Source organism: Pseudomonas asplenii, assembly GCF_001293465.1.
In the GTDB taxonomy this organism is placed as follows: domain Bacteria; phylum Pseudomonadota; class Gammaproteobacteria; order Pseudomonadales; family Pseudomonadaceae; genus Aquipseudomonas; species Aquipseudomonas fuscovaginae_B.
Window position 1 is genome coordinate 296,905 of record NZ_JSYZ01000019.1, and the last position, 16,824, is coordinate 313,728.

Here is a 16,824-nt window from a genome sequence, read left to right on the forward strand (position 1 = left end):
GCGCGCCGGGTTTTTGCCTTTCGGGTTAAAGTTTTTTGACTCGAAGGCGATACACTGGTCATACGAACTTTTAGAGTGGCAGCGAGGTACGACATGAACCCGATGTTAGCCCTTCGGCAATATCAGAAAGTGGGGGCCCAGGCACAGACCTCCGAGGCCAGTCCTCACCGTCTGGTGCAAATGCTGATGGAAGGTGGCCTGGATCGCATCGCGCAGGCCAAGGGGGCTATCGCGCGCAATGATATCCCCGCCAAGTGCGTGGCGATCGGCAAGGCCATTGGTATCGTCGGTGGCCTGCGTGAGGGGCTGGACCTGGAGAAGCAGGCGGATGCCCTGGCTGATCTGGACAGTCTCTATGCCTACATGATGAAGCGTCTGGCCGAAGCCAACATCAAGTCCGATCCGAAGATCCTTGATGAAGTCGCAGGCCTGCTCAGCACGGTCAAAGAGGGTTGGGACGCCATTGGCGCGCCCACTCCACAGTTCTAGGGAGCACAGCGTCATGAGCCTCGTACTGCAGCGTATCCAGGAAACCCGTGAAGCCTTGGTGAAGGCCCTTGCCGAGCGTGACTGGGGTAGCATTGCCGAGCTGGACCTTGCATGCCGTGCCTGTATGGAGGATGTGCTCAATGAGGCATCGGTCGATGAGGATGCCTTGCGCAGTAACCTGGAAGAGCTGTTGCACGTCTATCGACAGTTGCTGGAGACGGCGATGGCGGAGCGGCAGGCGATAGTCGACGAGATGCAGCACCTGCAACAGGCGCAGAACGCGGCGAAGGTTTACCATTTGTTCGGTTGACACAGGGTTAATCGAAACGTATTGCGCCATAAATTTGACTACGCACGATTTTTTGACTTAACTAGTGCTGTTTTTCCGATTTCAGTCGTCTTTGAAGGTGATAGCCCACCTCGGGCGTCAAGTGTTGCCCATCCATCCCGGGCATCGAGTTGACTAGGGAAGTTGCTATTGCATGTGGCGTGAAACCAAAATTCTGCTGATCGATGACGATAGCGTTCGCCGCCGGGATTTGGCGGTGATTCTAAATTTTCTCGGCGAAGACAACCTGTCCTGCGGCAGCAATGACTGGCAGCAGGCGGCCGAGTCCCTGGCGTCCAGCCGCGAGGTGTTGTGCGTCCTGATCGGGACTGTCAACGCGAGCGCGGGGCTATCGGGCTTGCTTAAGACACTCGGAACCTGGGATGAGTTCCTTCCTGTTCTGCTTTTGGGTGAAAATAGTTCTGCCGAGCTGCCCGAAGACCTGCGCCGCCGGGTGCTTTCCAGCCTTGAACTGCCGCCCAGCTACAGCAAGCTGCTCGATTCCCTGCACCGTGCCCAGGTCTATCGCGAGATGTATGACCAGGCCCGCGAGCGTGGTCGCCAGCGCGAACCGAACCTGTTCCGCAGTCTGGTCGGTACCAGCCGTGCGATTCAGCACGTGCGGCAGATGATGCAGCAGGTGGCCGATACCGATGCCAGCGTGCTGATCCTCGGTGAGTCCGGTACTGGCAAGGAAGTCGTGGCGCGCAACCTGCACTACCATTCCAAGCGGCGCGACGCGCCCTTCGTTCCGGTCAACTGCGGGGCGATTCCGGCCGAGTTGCTGGAAAGCGAGCTGTTCGGTCATGAGAAGGGCGCCTTCACCGGCGCCATCACCAGCCGGGCCGGGCGCTTCGAGCTGGCCAACGGCGGTACGCTGTTCCTCGACGAAATCGGCGACATGCCGCTGCCGATGCAGGTCAAGCTGCTGCGCGTGCTGCAGGAGCGTACCTTCGAGCGCGTGGGCAGCAACAAGACCCAGAGCATCGATGTGCGGATCATCGCGGCGACCCACAAGAACCTCGAAAGCATGATCGAGGTGGGCAGTTTCCGTGAAGACCTCTACTACCGCCTGAACGTCTTCCCGATCGAGATGGCGCCGCTGCGCGAGCGGGTCGAGGATATCCCGCTGCTGATGAACGAGCTGATCTCGCGCATGGAGCACGAGAAGCGCGGTTCGATCCGCTTCAACTCGGCCGCGATCATGTCGCTGTGCCGTCATGGCTGGCCGGGCAACGTCCGCGAGCTGGCCAACCTGGTGGAGCGCATGGCGATCATGCACCCCTATGGGGTGATCGGCGTGGCCGAACTGCCGAAGAAATTCCGCTACGTCGATGACGAAGACGAGCAGATGGTCGACAGCCTGCGCAGCGACCTCGAGGAGCGCGTGGCGATCAACGGCCATACGCCGGACTTCAGCACCTCGGCGATGCTGCCGCCCGAAGGCCTGGACCTCAAGGACTACCTGGGTGGCCTGGAGCAGGGGTTGATCCAGCAGGCCCTGGACGATGCCAATGGTATCGTCGCCCGGGCCGCCGAGCGTCTGCGTATTCGGCGTACCACCCTGGTGGAGAAGATGCGCAAGTACGGCATGAGCCGCCGTGAAGGTGATGAACAGGCGGATGATTGACGCCTGTTTTTCAAGTTACTGAAAATTGGGCGGTTTTTTTTAGGCACGGGTATTGCTAAGTCTCCCGCAACCTTCCGTTTAAATGACGGTCAGTCAAGCGAGAGATGACGATGCCCCAAGCCGCCCAGATGCCTCCTGTCCCCGATGTCGCGGGGCAACCTTCCGTAGAGCAGGCAAGCCGGCTGGGCCTTGAGCAGGCGTTTGCGCTGTTCAACCAGATGTCTACGCAACTCACCGATTCCTACAGCATGCTCGAGGCGCGGGTCACCGAACTCAAGGGTGAACTGGCCGTGGTCAGCGCCCAGCGCATGGCTGAGCTGGCGGAAAAGGAGCGCTTGGCCAACCGTCTGCAGAACCTTCTGGACCTGCTGCCGGGTGGCGTCATCGTCATCGATTCCCATGGTTTTGTCTGCGAGGCCAATCCGGCGGCCCGCGAGTTGCTTGGCGAGCCGCTGGAAGGCGAGCTGTGGCGCCAGGTGATCGCCCGCTGCTTCGCGCCGCGCGAGGACGACGGTCATGAGATCTCGCTCAAGGATGGTCGCCGCCTGTCGATCGCCACGCGGTCGCTGGAAGGCGAGCCGGGGCAGTTGGTGCTGCTCAATGACCTGACTGAAACCCGTCGTCTCCAGGATCAGCTGGCTCGTCACGAGCGTCTGTCTTCCCTCGGGCGGATGGTCGCCTCCCTGGCCCACCAGATCCGCACGCCGCTCTCGGCGGCGTTGCTGTACGCCAGCCATCTCAATGAACAGGCCTTGCCGGTGGAAACCCAGCAGCGTTTCGCCGGGCGTCTGAAGGAGCGCCTGCACGAGCTTGAGCATCAGGTGCGCGACATGCTGGTGTTCGCCCGCGGTGAACTGCCGCTGACCGACCGTCTGACGCCCGCGACCTTGCTGCAGACCCTGCAGGCGGCGGCGCAGACCCATGTGCAGGGTGTGGCGATCCGTTGGCAGTGCGACAGTCATGACGGCGAGTTGCTGTGCAATCGCGACACCCTGGTCGGCGCACTGCTCAACCTGATCGAAAACGCCATGCAGGCCAGTGGTGCCGATGTGCGCCTCAAGGTGCACCTGTACAGCCGGGGCAATACCCTGCGCCTGAGCATCAGCGACAACGGCAGCGGGATCGAGCCGCAGGTGCTGGCGCGCCTCGGCGAACCTTTCTTCACCACCAAGACCACCGGTACCGGCCTCGGCCTGGCGGTGGTCAAGGCTGTCGCCCGGGCGCACCAGGGCGACATGCAATTACGTTCACGTCCGGGGCGTGGCACCTGCGCGATGTTGTGCCTGCCGCTGATTCCCGGCGCCACGGAGGCATAGTGATGGCGGCACGGATCAGGGTTCTGTTGGTCGAGGATGATCGGGCGCTGCGCGAGGCGCTGGCGGACACCTTGCTGCTGGCCGGGCATGACTTTCGCGCGGTGGCCTGCGCCGAGGAGGCGTTGCAGGCCGTGGCGCAGGAGTCGTTCAGCCTGGTGGTCAGCGACGTGAACATGCCGGGCATGGATGGGCACCAGCTGCTCGGCCTGCTGCGGGCCCGCCAGCCATTGCTGCCGGTGCTGCTGATGACGGCTCATGGTGCGGTCGAACGCGCCGTGGAAGCGATGCGTCAGGGCGCCGCCGACTATCTGGTCAAGCCGTTCGAGCCCAGGGCGCTGCTGGAGCTGGTGGAGCGTCATGCGCTGGGGTTGTCCGGTGCGGCGGAGAGCGAGGGTCCGGTCGCCGCCGAGCCGGCCAGTGCGCAGTTGCTGGAGCTGGCTGCGCGGGTGGCCCGCAGCGATTCGACGGTGCTGATTTCCGGCGAGTCGGGGACCGGCAAGGAAGTGCTGGCGCGCTTCATCCACCAGCAATCCCAGCGGGCGGGGCAACCGTTTGTCGCGATCAACTGCGCGGCCATCCCGGACAACATGCTCGAAGCTACGCTGTTTGGTCATGAGAAGGGTTCCTTTACCGGCGCGATCGCGGCCCAGGCGGGCAAGTTCGAACAGGCCGACGGTGGCACCCTCCTGCTCGACGAGATTTCCGAGATGCCCCTGGGGTTGCAGGCCAAGCTGCTGAGGGTGTTGCAGGAGCGTGAGGTCGAGCGGGTCGGTGCGCGCAAGCCGATTGCCCTGGATATCCGGGTGGTGGCCACCACCAACCGTGATCTGGCGGCCGAGGTGGCGGCAGGGCGGTTCCGCGAGGATCTCTATTACCGGCTGTCGGTTTTTCCGTTGGCCTGGCGTCCACTGCGCGAGCGGACTGCCGATATCCTGCCATTGGCCGAGCGCCTGTTGGCCAAGCACAGCGCGAAAATGAAACATGCCGCCGTCAGATTGTCGCCTGGGGCCCAGGCCTGTCTGGTTGGCTATGCCTGGCCGGGCAATGTTCGCGAACTCGACAATGCGATCCAGCGAGCGTTGATTCTGCAACAGGGCGGTGTGATCCAGGCCGAGGACTTCTGCCTGGCCGGGCCGATCGGCTGTGCGCCATTGCCGACGGCGCGGGCACCATCGGTAGAGGTGGACGCCAGCGAAATGGCGGTGGCGGAATCCGCCGGGGCGCTGGGCGACGACCTGCGTCGACGCGAGTTCCAGATGATCATCGACACCCTGCGCGCCGAGCGCGGGCGTCGCAAGGAGGCGGCCGAGCGGCTGGGTATCAGTCCGCGTACGCTGCGCTACAAATTGGCGCAGATGCGCGATGCCGGCATGGATGTGGAAGCCTATCTGTTCGCCACTTGAGTCGCTTCACCCGTTATACGGTCGTGTATCGGTTTTTATTCGGAGGCGATAAGGAGATGGCACCCTTGTTGCTAACACCTCCACTAACCGCTGCACGAGTGTCAAAAAATTGCAGGTTGCCGGAGAGAGTAGTTCATGAGCCAGGGTATTGAATTTAATCGGTTGATGTTGGACATGCGCGCCATGCAAATGGATGCCATGGCTCAGCCGAAGTCGGCTGTGGCCGCGCCAGAAGTCGCCGGCAGCAGCTTTGCCGATCTGCTCGGCCAGGCCGTCAACAAGGTCAACGATACCCAGCAGGCTTCGAGCCAGTTGGCCAATGCCTTCGAAATCGGCAAGAGCGGCGTCGACCTGACGGACGTGATGATTGCCTCGCAAAAGGCCAGCGTCTCGTTCCAGGCCCTGACCCAGGTCCGCAACAAGCTGGTGCAGGCGTATCAAGACATCATGCAGATGCCGGTTTAAGGGCGAGATTGAGTCATGGCAGAAGCAGTCGCCGATAACGTACCGGCCAAGGCCGGCGCGACAGAGAGCAAGCCGCTGTTCGGTTTGTCCTTTCTGGAAAACCTTTCCGAGATGACCATGCTGCGTCAGGTCGGCCTGATGGTCGGCCTGGCTGCCAGCGTGGCGATTGGTTTTGCCGTGGTGTTGTGGTCCCAGCAACCTGACTATCGGCCGCTTTACGGCAGCCTGGCCGGTATGGATGCCAAGCAGGTCACCGAAACCCTGGCGGCGGCGGACATCCCCTACACCGTTGAACCTAATTCCGGCGCGCTGCTGGTCAAGGCCGAGGACGTGTCCCGCGCCCGCCTGAAGCTGGCGGCCGCCGGTGTCACGCCGACCGATGGCACTATCGGCTTCGAAATCCTCGACAAGGACCAGGGGCTGGGGACCAGCCAGTTCATGGAGGCGACCCGTTACCGGCGCGGCCTCGAAGGCGAACTGGCGCGGACCATCTCCAGCCTGAACAACGTCAAGGCGGCCCGTGTGCACCTGGCGATTCCGAAGAGCTCGGTGTTCGTCCGTGACGAACGCAAGCCAAGCGCCTCGGTACTGGTCGAGTTGTACCCTGGCCGTTCCCTGGAGCCGGGCCAGGTGGTGGCGATCATCAACCTGGTGGCAACCAGCGTCCCCGAACTGAACAAGTCGCAGATCACCGTGGTCGACCAGAAGGGCAACCTGCTCTCCGACCAGGTACAGAACTCCGAGCTGACCATGGCCGGCAAGCAGTTCGACTACAGCCGCCGCATGGAAAGCATGCTGACCCAGCGGGTGCACAACATCCTGCAACCGATCCTCGGCAACGATCGCTACAAGGCCGAGGTATCGGCTGATGTCGATTTCAGCGCGGTCGAGTCGACTTCCGAGCAGTTCAACCCGGACCAGCCGGCGCTGCGCAGCGAACAGTCGACCAGCGAACAGCGCACCGCCAGCAACGGCCCGCAAGGCGTGCCCGGTGCCTTGAGCAACCAGCCGCCGGCACCGGCCTCGGCGCCGCAGACCACCGGTGGCGCCACCGCCTCGGCCGGCGCGGTGCAGCCTGGCCAGCCACTGCTCGATGCCAACGGGCAGCAGATCATGGACCCGGCCACGGGCCAGCCGATGCTGGCGCCGTATCCGTCGGACAAGCGTCAACAATCCACCAAGAACTTCGAGCTGGATCGTTCCATCAGCCATACCAAGCAGCAGCAGGGTCGTCTGACCCGTCTGTCGGTGGCGGTGGTGGTCGACGACCAGGTCAAGGTCAACCCGGCCAACGGCGAAACCACCCGCAATCCGTGGAGCGCCGACGAATTGGCGCGCTTCACCCGCCTGGTGCAGGATGCCGTCGGTTTCGACGCCAGCCGCGGCGACAGCGTGAGTGTGATCAACGTGCCGTTCTCCGCCGAGCGCGGGGAAGTGATCGCCGATATTCCGTTCTACTCGCAACCCTGGTTCTGGGATGTGGTCAAACAGGTGCTGGGCGTGCTGTTTATCCTGGTCCTGGTGTTCGGTGTGCTGCGTCCGGTGCTGAACAACATCACCAATGGTGGCAAGAGCAAGCAGCTGGCCGGTCTCGGCGACGTCGAGCTCGGTGGCATGGGCGGCCTGGATGGCGAGCTGGCCAACGACCGTGTGAGCCTCGGCGGTCCGCAGAGCATCCTGCTGCCAAGCCCGAGCGAAGGTTATGACGCGCAGTTGAACGCCATCAAGAGTCTGGTAGCCGAAGATCCGGGCCGTGTGGCACAGGTCGTCAAAGAGTGGATTAACGCCGATGAGTAATAACGCCGCCGTCACCCAGAAGTTGACCCGGGTCGATAAAGCCGCGATTTTGCTGCTGTCGCTGGGGTCGGCCGATGCTGCACAGGTATTGCGTCACATGGGGCCCAAGGAGGTCCAGCGTGTCGGCGTGGCCATGGCGCAGATGCGCAACGTGCATCGCGAGCAGGTCGAGCAGGTCATGAGCGAGTTCGTCGACATCGTCGGCGACCAGACCAGCCTGGGCGTCGGTTCCGACGACTACGTGCGCAAGATGCTGACCCAGGCCCTGGGTGAGGACAAGGCCAACGGCCTGATCGACCGCATCCTGCTCGGTGGCAACACCAGCGGCCTGGACAGCCTCAAGTGGATGGAGCCGCGCGCCGTGGCCGACGTCATTCGCTACGAGCACCCGCAGATCCAGGCGATCGTGGTGGCCTACCTCGACCCGGACCAGGCCGGCGAAGTGTTGAACAACTTCGACCACAAGGTGCGTCTGGACATCATCCTGCGGGTTTCCTCGCTGAACACCGTGCAGCCGGCGGCCCTGAAGGAACTCAACCAGATCCTCGAGAAACAGTTCTCCGGCAACTCCAACGCGGCCCGTACCACCCTGGGCGGTATCAAGCGTGCCGCGGACATCATGAACTTCCTCGACAGTTCGATCGAAGGCCAGCTCATGGATTCGATCCGCGAAGTGGACGAGGATCTGTCGACCCAGATCGAAGACCTCATGTTCGTCTTCAACAACCTGTCCGACGTCGACGACCGCGGCATCCAGGCGCTGCTGCGCGAGGTCTCCTCGGACGTGCTGGTGCTGGCGCTCAAGGGCTCCGACGAGAACGTCAAGGAAAAGATCTTCAAGAACATGTCCAAGCGTGCGGCGGAACTGCTGCGCGACGACCTCGAGGCCAAGGGCCCGGTCCGCGTCAGCGACGTGGAAACCGCGCAGAAGGAAATCCTCACCATCGCCCGCCGTATGGCCGAAGCCGGAGAAATCGTGCTCGGCGGCAAGGGCGGCGAAGAGATGATCTAAGGATCAAGCCATGACTGATCCAACCGATCTGATCCGCGCGCGAGACGTCAGCGGCTTCGACCTGTGGTCGCTGCCCAGTTTCGACCCGCATGTCGAAGAGCCCGAGCCGGAACCTGAGGAAGAGCCGCAGGCCGAGATTGAGGAGGTGCCGCTGGAGGAAGTCCAGCCGCTGACCCTCGAGGAACTCGAGACCATTCGCCAGGAAGCCTACAACGAAGGCTTCGCGGTGGGTGAGCGTGAAGGCTTCCACAGCACCCAGATCAAGGTCCGCCAGGAGGCCGAGGTGGCCCTGGGCGTCAAGCTGGCCAACCTCGAGCGGCTGATGAGCAACCTGTTCCAGCCCATCGCCGAGCAGGACCAGCAGATCGAGAAAGCCCTGGTGGGGCTGGTCGGGCACATCACCCGGCAGGTCATCCAGCGCGAACTCAAGAGCGATTCCAGCCAGATCGAGCATGTGCTGCGCGAAGCGCTGAAACTGTTGCCGCTGGAAGTCGATAACGTGCGGCTGTACATCAATCCGCAGGACTTCGAGCAGGTCAAGGCCTTGCGCGAACGTCACGAAGCGTCCTGGCGCATCGTCGAGGATGAGGCGCTGCTGCCGGGCGGTTGCCGGGTCGAGACCGAGCATAGCCGGATCGATGCCAGCGTCGAAACGCGGATCGAACAGGCGATCGCGCAACTGTTCGATCAGATGCACGAACAGTCGCTGCACCCGGCCCAGCCTGACCTCGAGGTCGACCTGGGTGAATTCCACGTGCCGCTCGGCACTCCGGAACCCGCCGATGCGTCTTGAACGGACCAGCTTCGGCAAGCGCTTGAGCACTTACGCCGATGCGATCAACCTGCCGGGGCAACCGATTCTCGAAGGGCGCCTGTTGCGCATGGTCGGCCTCACCCTCGAAGCCGAGGGCTTGCGCGCGGCCATGGGTGCGCGCTGCGTGGTGATCAACGACGACAGCTACCATCCGGTGCAGGTCGAAGCCGAGGTCATGGGCTTTTCCGGCAACAAGGTATTCCTGATGCCGGTGGGCAGCGTCGCCGGTATCGCGCCGGGGGCCCGGGTCGTGCCGCTGGCCGATACCGGCCGCCTGCCGATGGGCATGGGCATGCTCGGGCGGGTCCTGGACGGTGCCGGGCGGGCGCTGGACGGCAAGGGCGGTATGAAGGCCGAGGACTGGGTGCCGCTGGACGGCCCGACCATCAACCCGCTCAATCGTGACCCCATCCACCAGCCGCTGGATGTGGGCATTCGTTGCATCAACGGACTGTTGACGGTCGGTCGTGGCCAGCGTCTCGGGCTGTTCGCCGGTACCGGCGTCGGCAAGAGTGTGCTGCTGGGCATGATGACCCGCTTCACCGAGGCCGACATCATTGTGGTGGGGCTGATCGGTGAGCGGGGTCGCGAGGTGAAGGAGTTCATCGAGCACATCCTCGGTGAGGAAGGCCTCAAGCGTTCGGTGGTGGTCGCGTCCCCTGCCGACGATGCGCCACTGATGCGCCTGCGTGCGGCGATGTACTGCACGCGGATCGCCGAATATTTCCGCGACAAGGGCAGGAATGTCCTGCTGCTGATGGATTCGCTGACGCGTTTCGCCCAGGCCCAGCGGGAAATCGCCCTGGCCATCGGCGAGCCGCCGGCGACCAAGGGTTATCCGCCTTCGGTGTTCGCCAAGTTGCCGAAACTGGTGGAGCGGGCCGGTAATGCCGAGGCGGGTGGCGGTTCGATCACCGCGTTTTACACCGTGCTGTCGGAAGGCGACGACCAGCAGGACCCGATCGCCGACTCGGCGCGGGGTGTGCTCGACGGGCATATCGTGCTGTCGCGGCGTCTGGCCGAAGAGGGGCATTACCCGGCCATCGACATCGAGGCCTCCATCAGCCGGGTGATGCCGGCGGTGGTCAGTCCCGAACACATGAAGCGTGCGCAATACTTCAAGCAGCTCTGGTCGCGTTATCAACAGGCCCGCGACCTGATCAGCGTCGGTGCCTATGTGGCCGGCGGTGACCGCGAGACCGACACGGCGATCTCGCTGCAGCCGTCGATGGTCCAGTACCTGCGCCAGGGCCTCAACGACAACGTCAGCCTCGGCGAGAGCGACGCACACCTGTCGACGATCTTCGCCCCGGCGCCGGGCGGCTGATCCGGTCATGGCCCAGAGTCGTGCCGCGCGCCTGGCGCCGGTGGTGGAGATGGCCGAGAGCAAGGAGCGCACGGCTGCCCAGCGCCTGGGGTATTTCCAGGGGCAGGTGCAACTGGCGCAGAACAAGCTGGCTGACCTCGAGGGATTTCGCCTGCAGTATCAGGAGCAGTGGATCGAGCGTGGCCGGCACGGTGTGTCCAGCCAGTGGCTGCTGGGCTACCAGCAGTTTCTCAGCCAGTTGGACACCGCGGTGGCCCAGCAGCGCCAGAGCCTGGCCTGGCACCAGAACAACCTCGACAAGGGCCGGGTGACCTGGCAGGAAGCCTATGCCCGTGTCGAAGGCCTGCGCAAGCTGGTCCAGCGTTATATCGAAGAGGCGCGGATGCTGGAGGACAAGCGCGAGCAGAAACTGCTGGACGAACTGTCCCAGCGCCTGCCGCGCCATGACGTCTACTGAGCGTGAGGCACCCTGAACCCCACATTCCAGGCGGGGTCGCAGGTCAACCGCAGGTATTTTGACGGTCTTGGTTGCCCTGCCGTCAGCGGGGTGCTAAACCTTGTACACATTGCCACTGACAAGGAAGCTGGATCATGGCTGTAGAGTCTGCAGTAAGTGACAACGGCAGGAAATTGACGATCTCCATCAAGGGGCGCTTCGATTTCGGCAAGCATCAGGAATTTCGCGATTCCTACGAGCGGGTCGACACCAAACCCGACTCGGTGGTCGTCGATCTGAAGGATGCCACCTACCTCGACAGTTCGGCCCTGGGGATGCTGCTCCTGTTGCGTGATCATGCGGGCGGCGACAGCGCCGATATCCGTGTGATCAACAGCAACTCGGACGTGCGCAAGATCCTCGCCATCTCCAATTTCGACAAGCTCTTCGACATCGCCTGACGATCATGCAGTCCGACGAGGAGCCGCTGACGGTACTGATTGCCGAGGATGGTGCGGCGGACCGCTTGTTGCTGTCGAACATCGTGCGACGTCAGGGGCATACGGTGCTCACCGCCAGTGATGGCGCCGAGGCCGTCGAGGTGTTCCAGGCGCAGCGGCCGCAGCTGGTGCTGATGGACGCCCTGATGCCGGTGATGGATGGCTTCGAGGCAGCGCGTCGGATCAAGCGGCTGGCCGGCGAGTCGCTGGTGCCGATCATCTTTCTCACCTCCCTGACCGAAAGCAGCGCACTGGCTCGTTGTCTGGAGGCGGGCGGTGACGACTTTCTGGCAAAACCCTACAACCAGATCATCCTGGCCGCCAAGATCAAGGCAATGGACCGCCTGCGCCGGCTGCAGGCGACCGTGTTGCAGCAGCGCGACCTGATCGCCCGGCACCATGACTACCTGCTCAACGAGCAGCGGGTCGCCAAGGCGGTGTTCGACAAGGTCGCCCACTCCGGCTGCCTGCGGGCGCCGAATATCCGTTACCTGCAATCGCCCTACGCGTTGTTCAATGGCGACCTGTTGCTGGCGGCCTACACGCCGGGTGGCGACATGCACATCCTGCTCGGCGATTTCACCGGCCATGGCCTGCCGGCCGCCGTCGGCGCGATGCCGCTGGCGGAAGTTTTCTATGGCATGACCGCCAAGGGCTACGGGCCGGCGGAAACCCTGCGGGAGATGAACGCCAAGCTCAAGCGCATCCTGCCGGTGGACATGTTCTGCTGCGCCACCTTTCTGCGCCTGAGCCCGCAGCGACGGGCGGTCGAGGTGTGGAACGGCGGCATGCCCGACGGCTATCTGCACGATGTCGCCTCGGGCGAACGGCGCCCGCTGGAGGCCCGACACCTGCCGCTGGGGGTGCTGGGGGCCAAGGCCTTCGACGACCGCACCGAGGTTTATCCCATGGCCCGGGGGGACCGGATCATCCTGCTGTCGGACGGTGTCATCGATACCTGCAACGGCGATGAGCAATTGTTCGGTGTGGAGCGTCTGCACCAGGTGTTCGAGCGCAACCGGGATCCGGATCGGCTGTTCGAGGAGGTGCAGGAGGCGCTCAGGCAGTTCGGTGGGGTGGCCCGCGACGATATCAGCCTGGTCGAGATCGGCCTGCCCGAGATCGGCGTGCAGTTGCCGACGGCGGTGGTCTATTCCGACAGCGGCGAGTCCTGTCCGCTGGACTGGTCGGTCAACTTCGAGTTCCGCGCCGCGACGCTGCGGCGTTTCAACCCCTTGCCCTATCTGTTGCAACTGCTGATGGAGGTGCATGGGCTGCGGGCCCTCAGCGGTGCGTTGTACAGCGTACTCGCCGAGCTGTATTCCAATGCCCTGGAGCATGGCGTGCTGGGCCTGGACTCCAGCCTCAAGCGCGATGTGCGCGGCTTTGCGCAATACTATGAACAGCGTAACCAGCGTCTGCTCGACCTGAGCGAGGGGTTTGTCCGCGTCAGTCTGCGGGTGAGTCCGGAGGGGGCGGGTGGACGCCTGTCCATCGAGGTCGAGGACAGTGGTGCCGGTTTCGACTTCGAACGGGTCATGGAGCGTCCGCCGGAGGTTGAACGGTTGTCGGGGCGTGGGGTCGGGCTGGTCCGGCAACTGGGCCACAGTGCCCGCTGGTCGAAGGGTGGCCGGTGTGCCCACGTGGAGTTTTCGTGGGGGTCTCAGGCATAATTCACGGGTGTTGATCAGGGAGCGAATCAGTGAGCGTCAATCAGGAAGAACACCTCGACTACGATGTGCTCAGCGCATTGCAGGAAGTCATGGAGGACGAGTATCCGGTGCTGCTGGACACCTTCCTTGACGATTCGGAAAAGCGCCTGGGCCAGTTGCATCAGGCTGACAACCCGACCGAGCTGGGCCTGGTTGCCCACAGCTTCAAGGGCAGCAGCAGCAACATGGGCGCGTTTCATCTGGCCGACCTTTGCCGGCAGTTGGAAGAGCAGGCGGCGCAGCTGCCGTTGCCGGAGGTCGAGGCTCTGCTCGGGCAGATCGATCGCGAGTACGAGCAGGTGCGCTATCTGTATGCGCGCGAGCGCGAGCGATTCCCGGTCAAACAGTAGTTCGCGCGGTTGCCGGGTAAGCTGGCCCGAACCTTGCTTGCACTCACTGCATCGAATTCACGATCCCTGTGCAGCGGAGACTGTGTTATGCCCCTCGCTCCCAATCCTTTTCTCCAGGCCAACGCTGCGGCCAAGTCCAAGGTGGACCTCGCGAGCAGCCAGCCGACTCCGGCTGCGCAGCCCAAGGACAACGGGTCCAGCTTTGCGCAGGTCTACAAGGACACCCAGAGCAAACCGGCCAAAGTAGCCGATAGCGTGGTCAAGTCGACTCGGGACAGCAGTGCCGCGGTACCGGCCAAAAAGGACGCGATCCCCAGCAAGCAGGACGATGCGGCAAAGCCGGCGGTTGCCGATAGCGGCAATTCCTTGCCTGCCAGCAAGACCGATGACAAGACCGCCACCGGCAGCGACACCGCTCAGGCTGGCAGTGATGACCAGGCGAGCACCGACGACAGCGGCAAGGACACCAGCGGCAGCACCGCGGTGGCGGATGCCGCTCCGGTGGACCCGGTTGTCGATCCGGCGTTGATCCAGGCTGTCGTCACGCCGCCGGCTGCTCAAACGCCGCCCGCGCCGGTGCAGCCGCAACCGGTGGTGGAGGCGCCGCTGGCGGCGGCTGTGACCGCAGCGCCGGCGCAGGCTGCCACGACACCGTCGAGCACCGACGACTTCGACCCGAACGCCGATCCGTTGGACAACCTGCCGGTCGTGCGCCTGGCGATGGAGCAGAGCGGTCACGTGTCGGCCGCCAGCCAATCGACCACCCCCAAGACCGCCGGCAACGGCGACCAGGATCCGACCCAGGCGCAGAACCTGGCCGGCAACCTGGGTATGCTGGTGGATCAGAAAACCGACACCGGCACCACCGAACAGGGCGGCGAGAAGTCCTTCAAGGGCCTGATCGAAGATGGCCTGAAGGATCTGAAAGGCGCTTCCAGCGACACCCGGGTCGATGATTTCGCCAATCGCCTGGCGGCCTTGACCCAGGCAGCGGTACCCAAGACCGCCAATGCCCTGCCGGTCAACCAGTCATTGGCCATGCACCAGAGCGGGTGGACCGAGGAAGTGGTCAACCGGGTCATGTACCTGTCGAGTGCCAACCTCAAGTCCGCTGATATCCAGCTGGAGCCGGCGGAGCTCGGGCGGCTGGACATCAAGGTCAACATGGCGGCCGATCAGACCACGCAGATCAATTTCATCAGCGGCCATGCCGGTGTTCGTGATGCGCTGGAAGGCAACCTGTTCCGTCTGCGCGAGATGCTCCAGCAGCAGGGCCTGGGCCAGACCGATGTCAGCGTGTCCGACCAGGCGCGTGGCTGGGCCGGCCAGGGGCAGGACCCGCAACAGCAGCAACAGCAGGCCCAGAAGGGCAACAACAACGGTGGCACCCGCGTTGATGGTGGCGATGATGAGCTGTCCGTCGCAGCGGTCGGTGACGCAGCGGCGGCGGCCGGCACCAGCGTCGTGGTGGGCTCCAGCGCGGTCGACTACTACGCCTGAGGCCGCGCCTTTCAGCGCCTTGTCCTTGCAGGTGCCGTACCGCCGGCTCCTGCCGGGAGCTGCACGCCTTCATGGAAGCGGTCGGGCGGGCGTCTTTGCCGCCCGGTGCCGCTCTCGTCCTTTCTTTCGCCAACTCTGGCATAACACTTGCTCCTGCCTAGCCGTGCGACTGTGAAAAACCGAATAGTGACGGATTATTGGCATGGCGAAGAGCGAAGCAGCAGCGGTAAAGGAACCAGGCGGGAAAAGCAAACTCAAGCTGATTATCGTGATCGTGGTGGCGCTGTTGCTGGCCATCGGTCTGTCCGTGGGTGCGACCTGGTATTTCATGCACAGTGCCCAGAGCAAGCCCGCACCGGAGGCGCATGCCGAGGCGGCCCCGGCCGGCAAGCAGCCGGCGATCTACGAGCCGATGGCGCCGGCCTTCGTTGCCAACTTCAAGGACGCCACCGGCCGCCAGCGCTACATGCAGGTGAGCATCACCCTGCTGGCGCGCAACCAGGCTGATCTGGATGCCCTCAAAGTGCACATGCCGGTGATCCGCAACAACCTGGTCATGCTGTTCTCCGGGCAGACCTACGAAACCCTCGCGACTCCGGTCGGTCAGGAACTGCTGCGCCAGAAGGCCACTGCCAGCGTGCAGGAAGTGGCCCAGAAAGAGGTGGGCAAGGTCGTGGTCGAACAGTTGCTCTTCACTAACTACGTACTGCAGTAGGATCACGACATGGCCGTGCAGGACCTGCTGTCCCAGGATGAGATCGATGCCCTCTTGCATGGCGTCGACGACGGTCTGGTACAGACCGAAAACGTTGCCGACCCCGGCAGCGTCAAAAGTTACGACCTGACCAGCCAGGATCGCATCGTCCGTGGACGCATGCCGACCCTGGAGATGATCAACGAGCGTTTCGCCCGCTATACCCGTATCAGCATGTTCAACATGCTGCGCCGTTCCGCCGACGTGGCGGTGGGCGGGGTACAGGTGATGAAGTTCGGCGAATACGTGCACTCGCTGTACGTGCCGACCAGTCTCAACCTGGTCAAGATCAAGCCGCTGCGCGGCACTGCGCTGTTCATCCTCGACGCCAAGCTGGTGTTCAAGCTGGTGGACAACTTCTTCGGCGGCGACGGGCGTCACGCCAAGATCGAGGGCCGCGAGTTCACCCCGACCGAACTGCGGGTGGTGCGCATGGTGCTGGAGCAGGCCTTCGTCGATCTGAAGGAAGCCTGGCAGGCGATCATGGAAGTCAACTTCGAGTACATCAACTCGGAAGTGAACCCGGCCATGGCCAACATCGTCGGCCCGAGCGAGGCGGTGGTGGTGTCCACGTTCCATATCGAACTCGACGGCGGTGGCGGCGACCTGCACGTGACCATGCCGTATTCGATGATCGAGCCAGTGCGCGAAATGCTCGACGCCGGCTTCCAGTCGGACCTCGACGACCAGGACGAGCGCTGGGTCAAGGCCCTGCGCGAAGACGTGCTGGATGTGGCCGTGCCGCTCAGTGCCACCGTGGCCCGCCGTCAGCTGCGCCTGCGGGACATCCTGCACATGCAGCCGGGGGACGTGATTCCGGTGGAGTTGCCCGAGGACATGATCATGCGCGCCAACGGCGTGCCGTCGTTCAAGGTCAAGCTCGGTTCCCACAAGGGCAACCTGGCGTTGCAAGTGATTTCGCCGATCGAGCGCCGTTGAGCGCCCGATCAGGCATGTACCGTTAACTGAATTTCTGCCCGCCGAGGATGAC

The 16,824-nt window shown here is 63.5% G+C and carries 17 protein-coding genes; all 17 read left to right on the top strand.

Going from position 1 to position 16,824, the window contains the following annotated elements; genetic code table 11:
• The first annotated feature begins 93 nt into the window (after nt 1-93).
• The 17 genes from fliS to fliM all read left to right on the top strand — a co-directional run bounded on the left by fliS (nt 94) and on the right by fliM (nt 16,772).
• Nucleotides 94-489 carry a flagellar export chaperone FliS gene (fliS, locus tag PF66_RS24720; protein WP_054060750.1) on the top strand — a complete coding sequence of 132 codons (396 nt, stop codon included), beginning with the start codon at nt 94-96 and terminating at the stop codon, nt 487-489.
• Between the two features lie 13 nt (nt 490-502).
• A complete protein-coding gene (locus PF66_RS24725) occupies nt 503-799 on the top strand; it encodes a hypothetical protein (protein ID WP_054064080.1) in 297 nt (98 codons plus the stop codon).
• 172 nt (nt 800-971) lie between these two features.
• Nucleotides 972-2,447, top strand: a complete 1,476-nt coding sequence (locus PF66_RS24730) for a sigma-54 dependent transcriptional regulator (protein WP_054060748.1) — start codon at nt 972-974, stop codon at nt 2,445-2,447.
• A gap of 128 nt (nt 2,448-2,575) precedes the next feature.
• Entirely contained in the window at nt 2,576-3,763 is a 1,188-nt protein-coding gene (locus tag PF66_RS24735; protein ID WP_162491356.1) for a sensor histidine kinase, read from the top strand.
• A gap of 2 nt (nt 3,764-3,765) precedes the next feature.
• Complete coding sequence (gene fleR / locus PF66_RS24740) at nt 3,766-5,166, top strand: sigma-54-dependent response regulator transcription factor FleR (RefSeq protein ID WP_054064081.1); 1,401 nt, start codon at nt 3,766-3,768, stop codon at nt 5,164-5,166.
• Nucleotides 5,167-5,301: 135 nt separating this feature from the next.
• A complete protein-coding gene (gene fliE / locus PF66_RS24745; protein ID WP_054060745.1) occupies nt 5,302-5,631 on the top strand; it encodes a flagellar hook-basal body complex protein FliE in 330 nt (109 codons plus the stop codon).
• Between the two features lie 15 nt (nt 5,632-5,646).
• Nucleotides 5,647-7,428, top strand: coding sequence for a flagellar basal-body MS-ring/collar protein FliF (gene fliF, locus PF66_RS24750; protein WP_054064082.1), 1,782 nt, complete (start codon nt 5,647-5,649; stop codon nt 7,426-7,428).
• Complete coding sequence (gene fliG / locus PF66_RS24755; protein ID WP_017902256.1) at nt 7,421-8,440, top strand: flagellar motor switch protein FliG; 1,020 nt, start codon at nt 7,421-7,423, stop codon at nt 8,438-8,440. The genes fliF and fliG overlap by 8 nt, the downstream gene beginning before the upstream one ends.
• Before the next feature lie 10 nt (nt 8,441-8,450).
• On the top strand, nt 8,451-9,233 hold the full coding sequence (gene fliH / locus PF66_RS24760; protein WP_054059744.1) for a flagellar assembly protein FliH: 783 nt from the start codon (nt 8,451-8,453) through the stop codon (nt 9,231-9,233).
• The gene (gene fliI, locus PF66_RS24765) at nt 9,223-10,581 is read left to right on the top strand and encodes a flagellar protein export ATPase FliI (protein WP_054059745.1); all 1,359 of its coding nucleotides are present in this window, start codon (nt 9,223-9,225) and stop codon (nt 10,579-10,581) included. Before fliH ends, fliI begins: the two co-directional genes overlap by 11 nt.
• 7 nt (nt 10,582-10,588) lie before the next feature.
• Entirely contained in the window at nt 10,589-11,038 is a 450-nt protein-coding gene (gene fliJ, locus PF66_RS24770; protein WP_054059746.1) for a flagellar export protein FliJ, read from the top strand.
• 134 nt (nt 11,039-11,172) lie between these two features.
• Entirely contained in the window at nt 11,173-11,478 is a 306-nt protein-coding gene (locus PF66_RS24775) for an STAS domain-containing protein (RefSeq protein WP_054059747.1), read from the top strand.
• Nucleotides 11,479-11,483: 5 nt separating this feature from the next.
• Nucleotides 11,484-13,190, top strand: coding sequence for an ATP-binding SpoIIE family protein phosphatase (locus tag PF66_RS24780; RefSeq protein ID WP_054064083.1), 1,707 nt, complete (start codon nt 11,484-11,486; stop codon nt 13,188-13,190).
• A 29-nt stretch (nt 13,191-13,219) separates the two neighbouring features.
• Nucleotides 13,220-13,579 carry an Hpt domain-containing protein gene (locus PF66_RS24785; RefSeq protein ID WP_081006041.1) on the top strand — a complete coding sequence of 120 codons (360 nt, stop codon included), beginning with the start codon at nt 13,220-13,222 and terminating at the stop codon, nt 13,577-13,579.
• A gap of 87 nt (nt 13,580-13,666) precedes the next feature.
• A complete protein-coding gene (locus tag PF66_RS24790; protein ID WP_054064084.1) occupies nt 13,667-15,079 on the top strand; it encodes a flagellar hook-length control protein FliK in 1,413 nt (470 codons plus the stop codon).
• A gap of 202 nt (nt 15,080-15,281) precedes the next feature.
• Nucleotides 15,282-15,794, top strand: coding sequence for a flagellar basal body-associated protein FliL (gene fliL / locus PF66_RS24795; protein WP_054061284.1), 513 nt, complete (start codon nt 15,282-15,284; stop codon nt 15,792-15,794).
• A 9-nt stretch (nt 15,795-15,803) separates the two neighbouring features.
• Nucleotides 15,804-16,772 (top strand): flagellar motor switch protein FliM, encoded by a 969-nt coding sequence (gene fliM / locus PF66_RS24800; protein WP_054061283.1) that lies wholly within the window; start codon nt 15,804-15,806, stop codon nt 16,770-16,772.
• Nucleotides 16,773-16,824 lie beyond the last annotated feature (52 nt).

What these genes read in the sequence shown, in the direction of transcription:
- fliS (WP_054060750.1), top strand. Translation starts at nt 94, where the DNA reads ATGAACCCGATGTTAGCCCTTCGGCAATATCAGAAAGTGGGGGCCCAG.
- PF66_RS24725 (WP_054064080.1), top strand. Translation starts at nt 503, where the DNA reads ATGAGCCTCGTACTGCAGCGTATCCAGGAAACCCGTGAAGCCTTGGTG.
- PF66_RS24730 (WP_054060748.1), top strand. Translation starts at nt 972, where the DNA reads ATGTGGCGTGAAACCAAAATTCTGCTGATCGATGACGATAGCGTTCGC.
- PF66_RS24735 (WP_162491356.1), top strand. Translation starts at nt 2,576, where the DNA reads ATGCCTCCTGTCCCCGATGTCGCGGGGCAACCTTCCGTAGAGCAGGCA.
- fleR (WP_054064081.1), top strand. Translation starts at nt 3,766, where the DNA reads ATGGCGGCACGGATCAGGGTTCTGTTGGTCGAGGATGATCGGGCGCTG.
- fliE (WP_054060745.1), top strand. Translation starts at nt 5,302, where the DNA reads ATGAGCCAGGGTATTGAATTTAATCGGTTGATGTTGGACATGCGCGCC.
- fliF (WP_054064082.1), top strand. Translation starts at nt 5,647, where the DNA reads ATGGCAGAAGCAGTCGCCGATAACGTACCGGCCAAGGCCGGCGCGACA.
- fliG (WP_017902256.1), top strand. Translation starts at nt 7,421, where the DNA reads ATGAGTAATAACGCCGCCGTCACCCAGAAGTTGACCCGGGTCGATAAA.
- fliH (WP_054059744.1), top strand. Translation starts at nt 8,451, where the DNA reads ATGACTGATCCAACCGATCTGATCCGCGCGCGAGACGTCAGCGGCTTC.
- fliI (WP_054059745.1), top strand. Translation starts at nt 9,223, where the DNA reads ATGCGTCTTGAACGGACCAGCTTCGGCAAGCGCTTGAGCACTTACGCC.
- fliJ (WP_054059746.1), top strand. Translation starts at nt 10,589, where the DNA reads ATGGCCCAGAGTCGTGCCGCGCGCCTGGCGCCGGTGGTGGAGATGGCC.
- PF66_RS24775 (WP_054059747.1), top strand. Translation starts at nt 11,173, where the DNA reads ATGGCTGTAGAGTCTGCAGTAAGTGACAACGGCAGGAAATTGACGATC.
- PF66_RS24780 (WP_054064083.1), top strand. Translation starts at nt 11,484, where the DNA reads ATGCAGTCCGACGAGGAGCCGCTGACGGTACTGATTGCCGAGGATGGT.
- PF66_RS24790 (WP_054064084.1), top strand. Translation starts at nt 13,667, where the DNA reads ATGCCCCTCGCTCCCAATCCTTTTCTCCAGGCCAACGCTGCGGCCAAG.
- fliL (WP_054061284.1), top strand. Translation starts at nt 15,282, where the DNA reads ATGGCGAAGAGCGAAGCAGCAGCGGTAAAGGAACCAGGCGGGAAAAGC.
- fliM (WP_054061283.1), top strand. Translation starts at nt 15,804, where the DNA reads ATGGCCGTGCAGGACCTGCTGTCCCAGGATGAGATCGATGCCCTCTTG.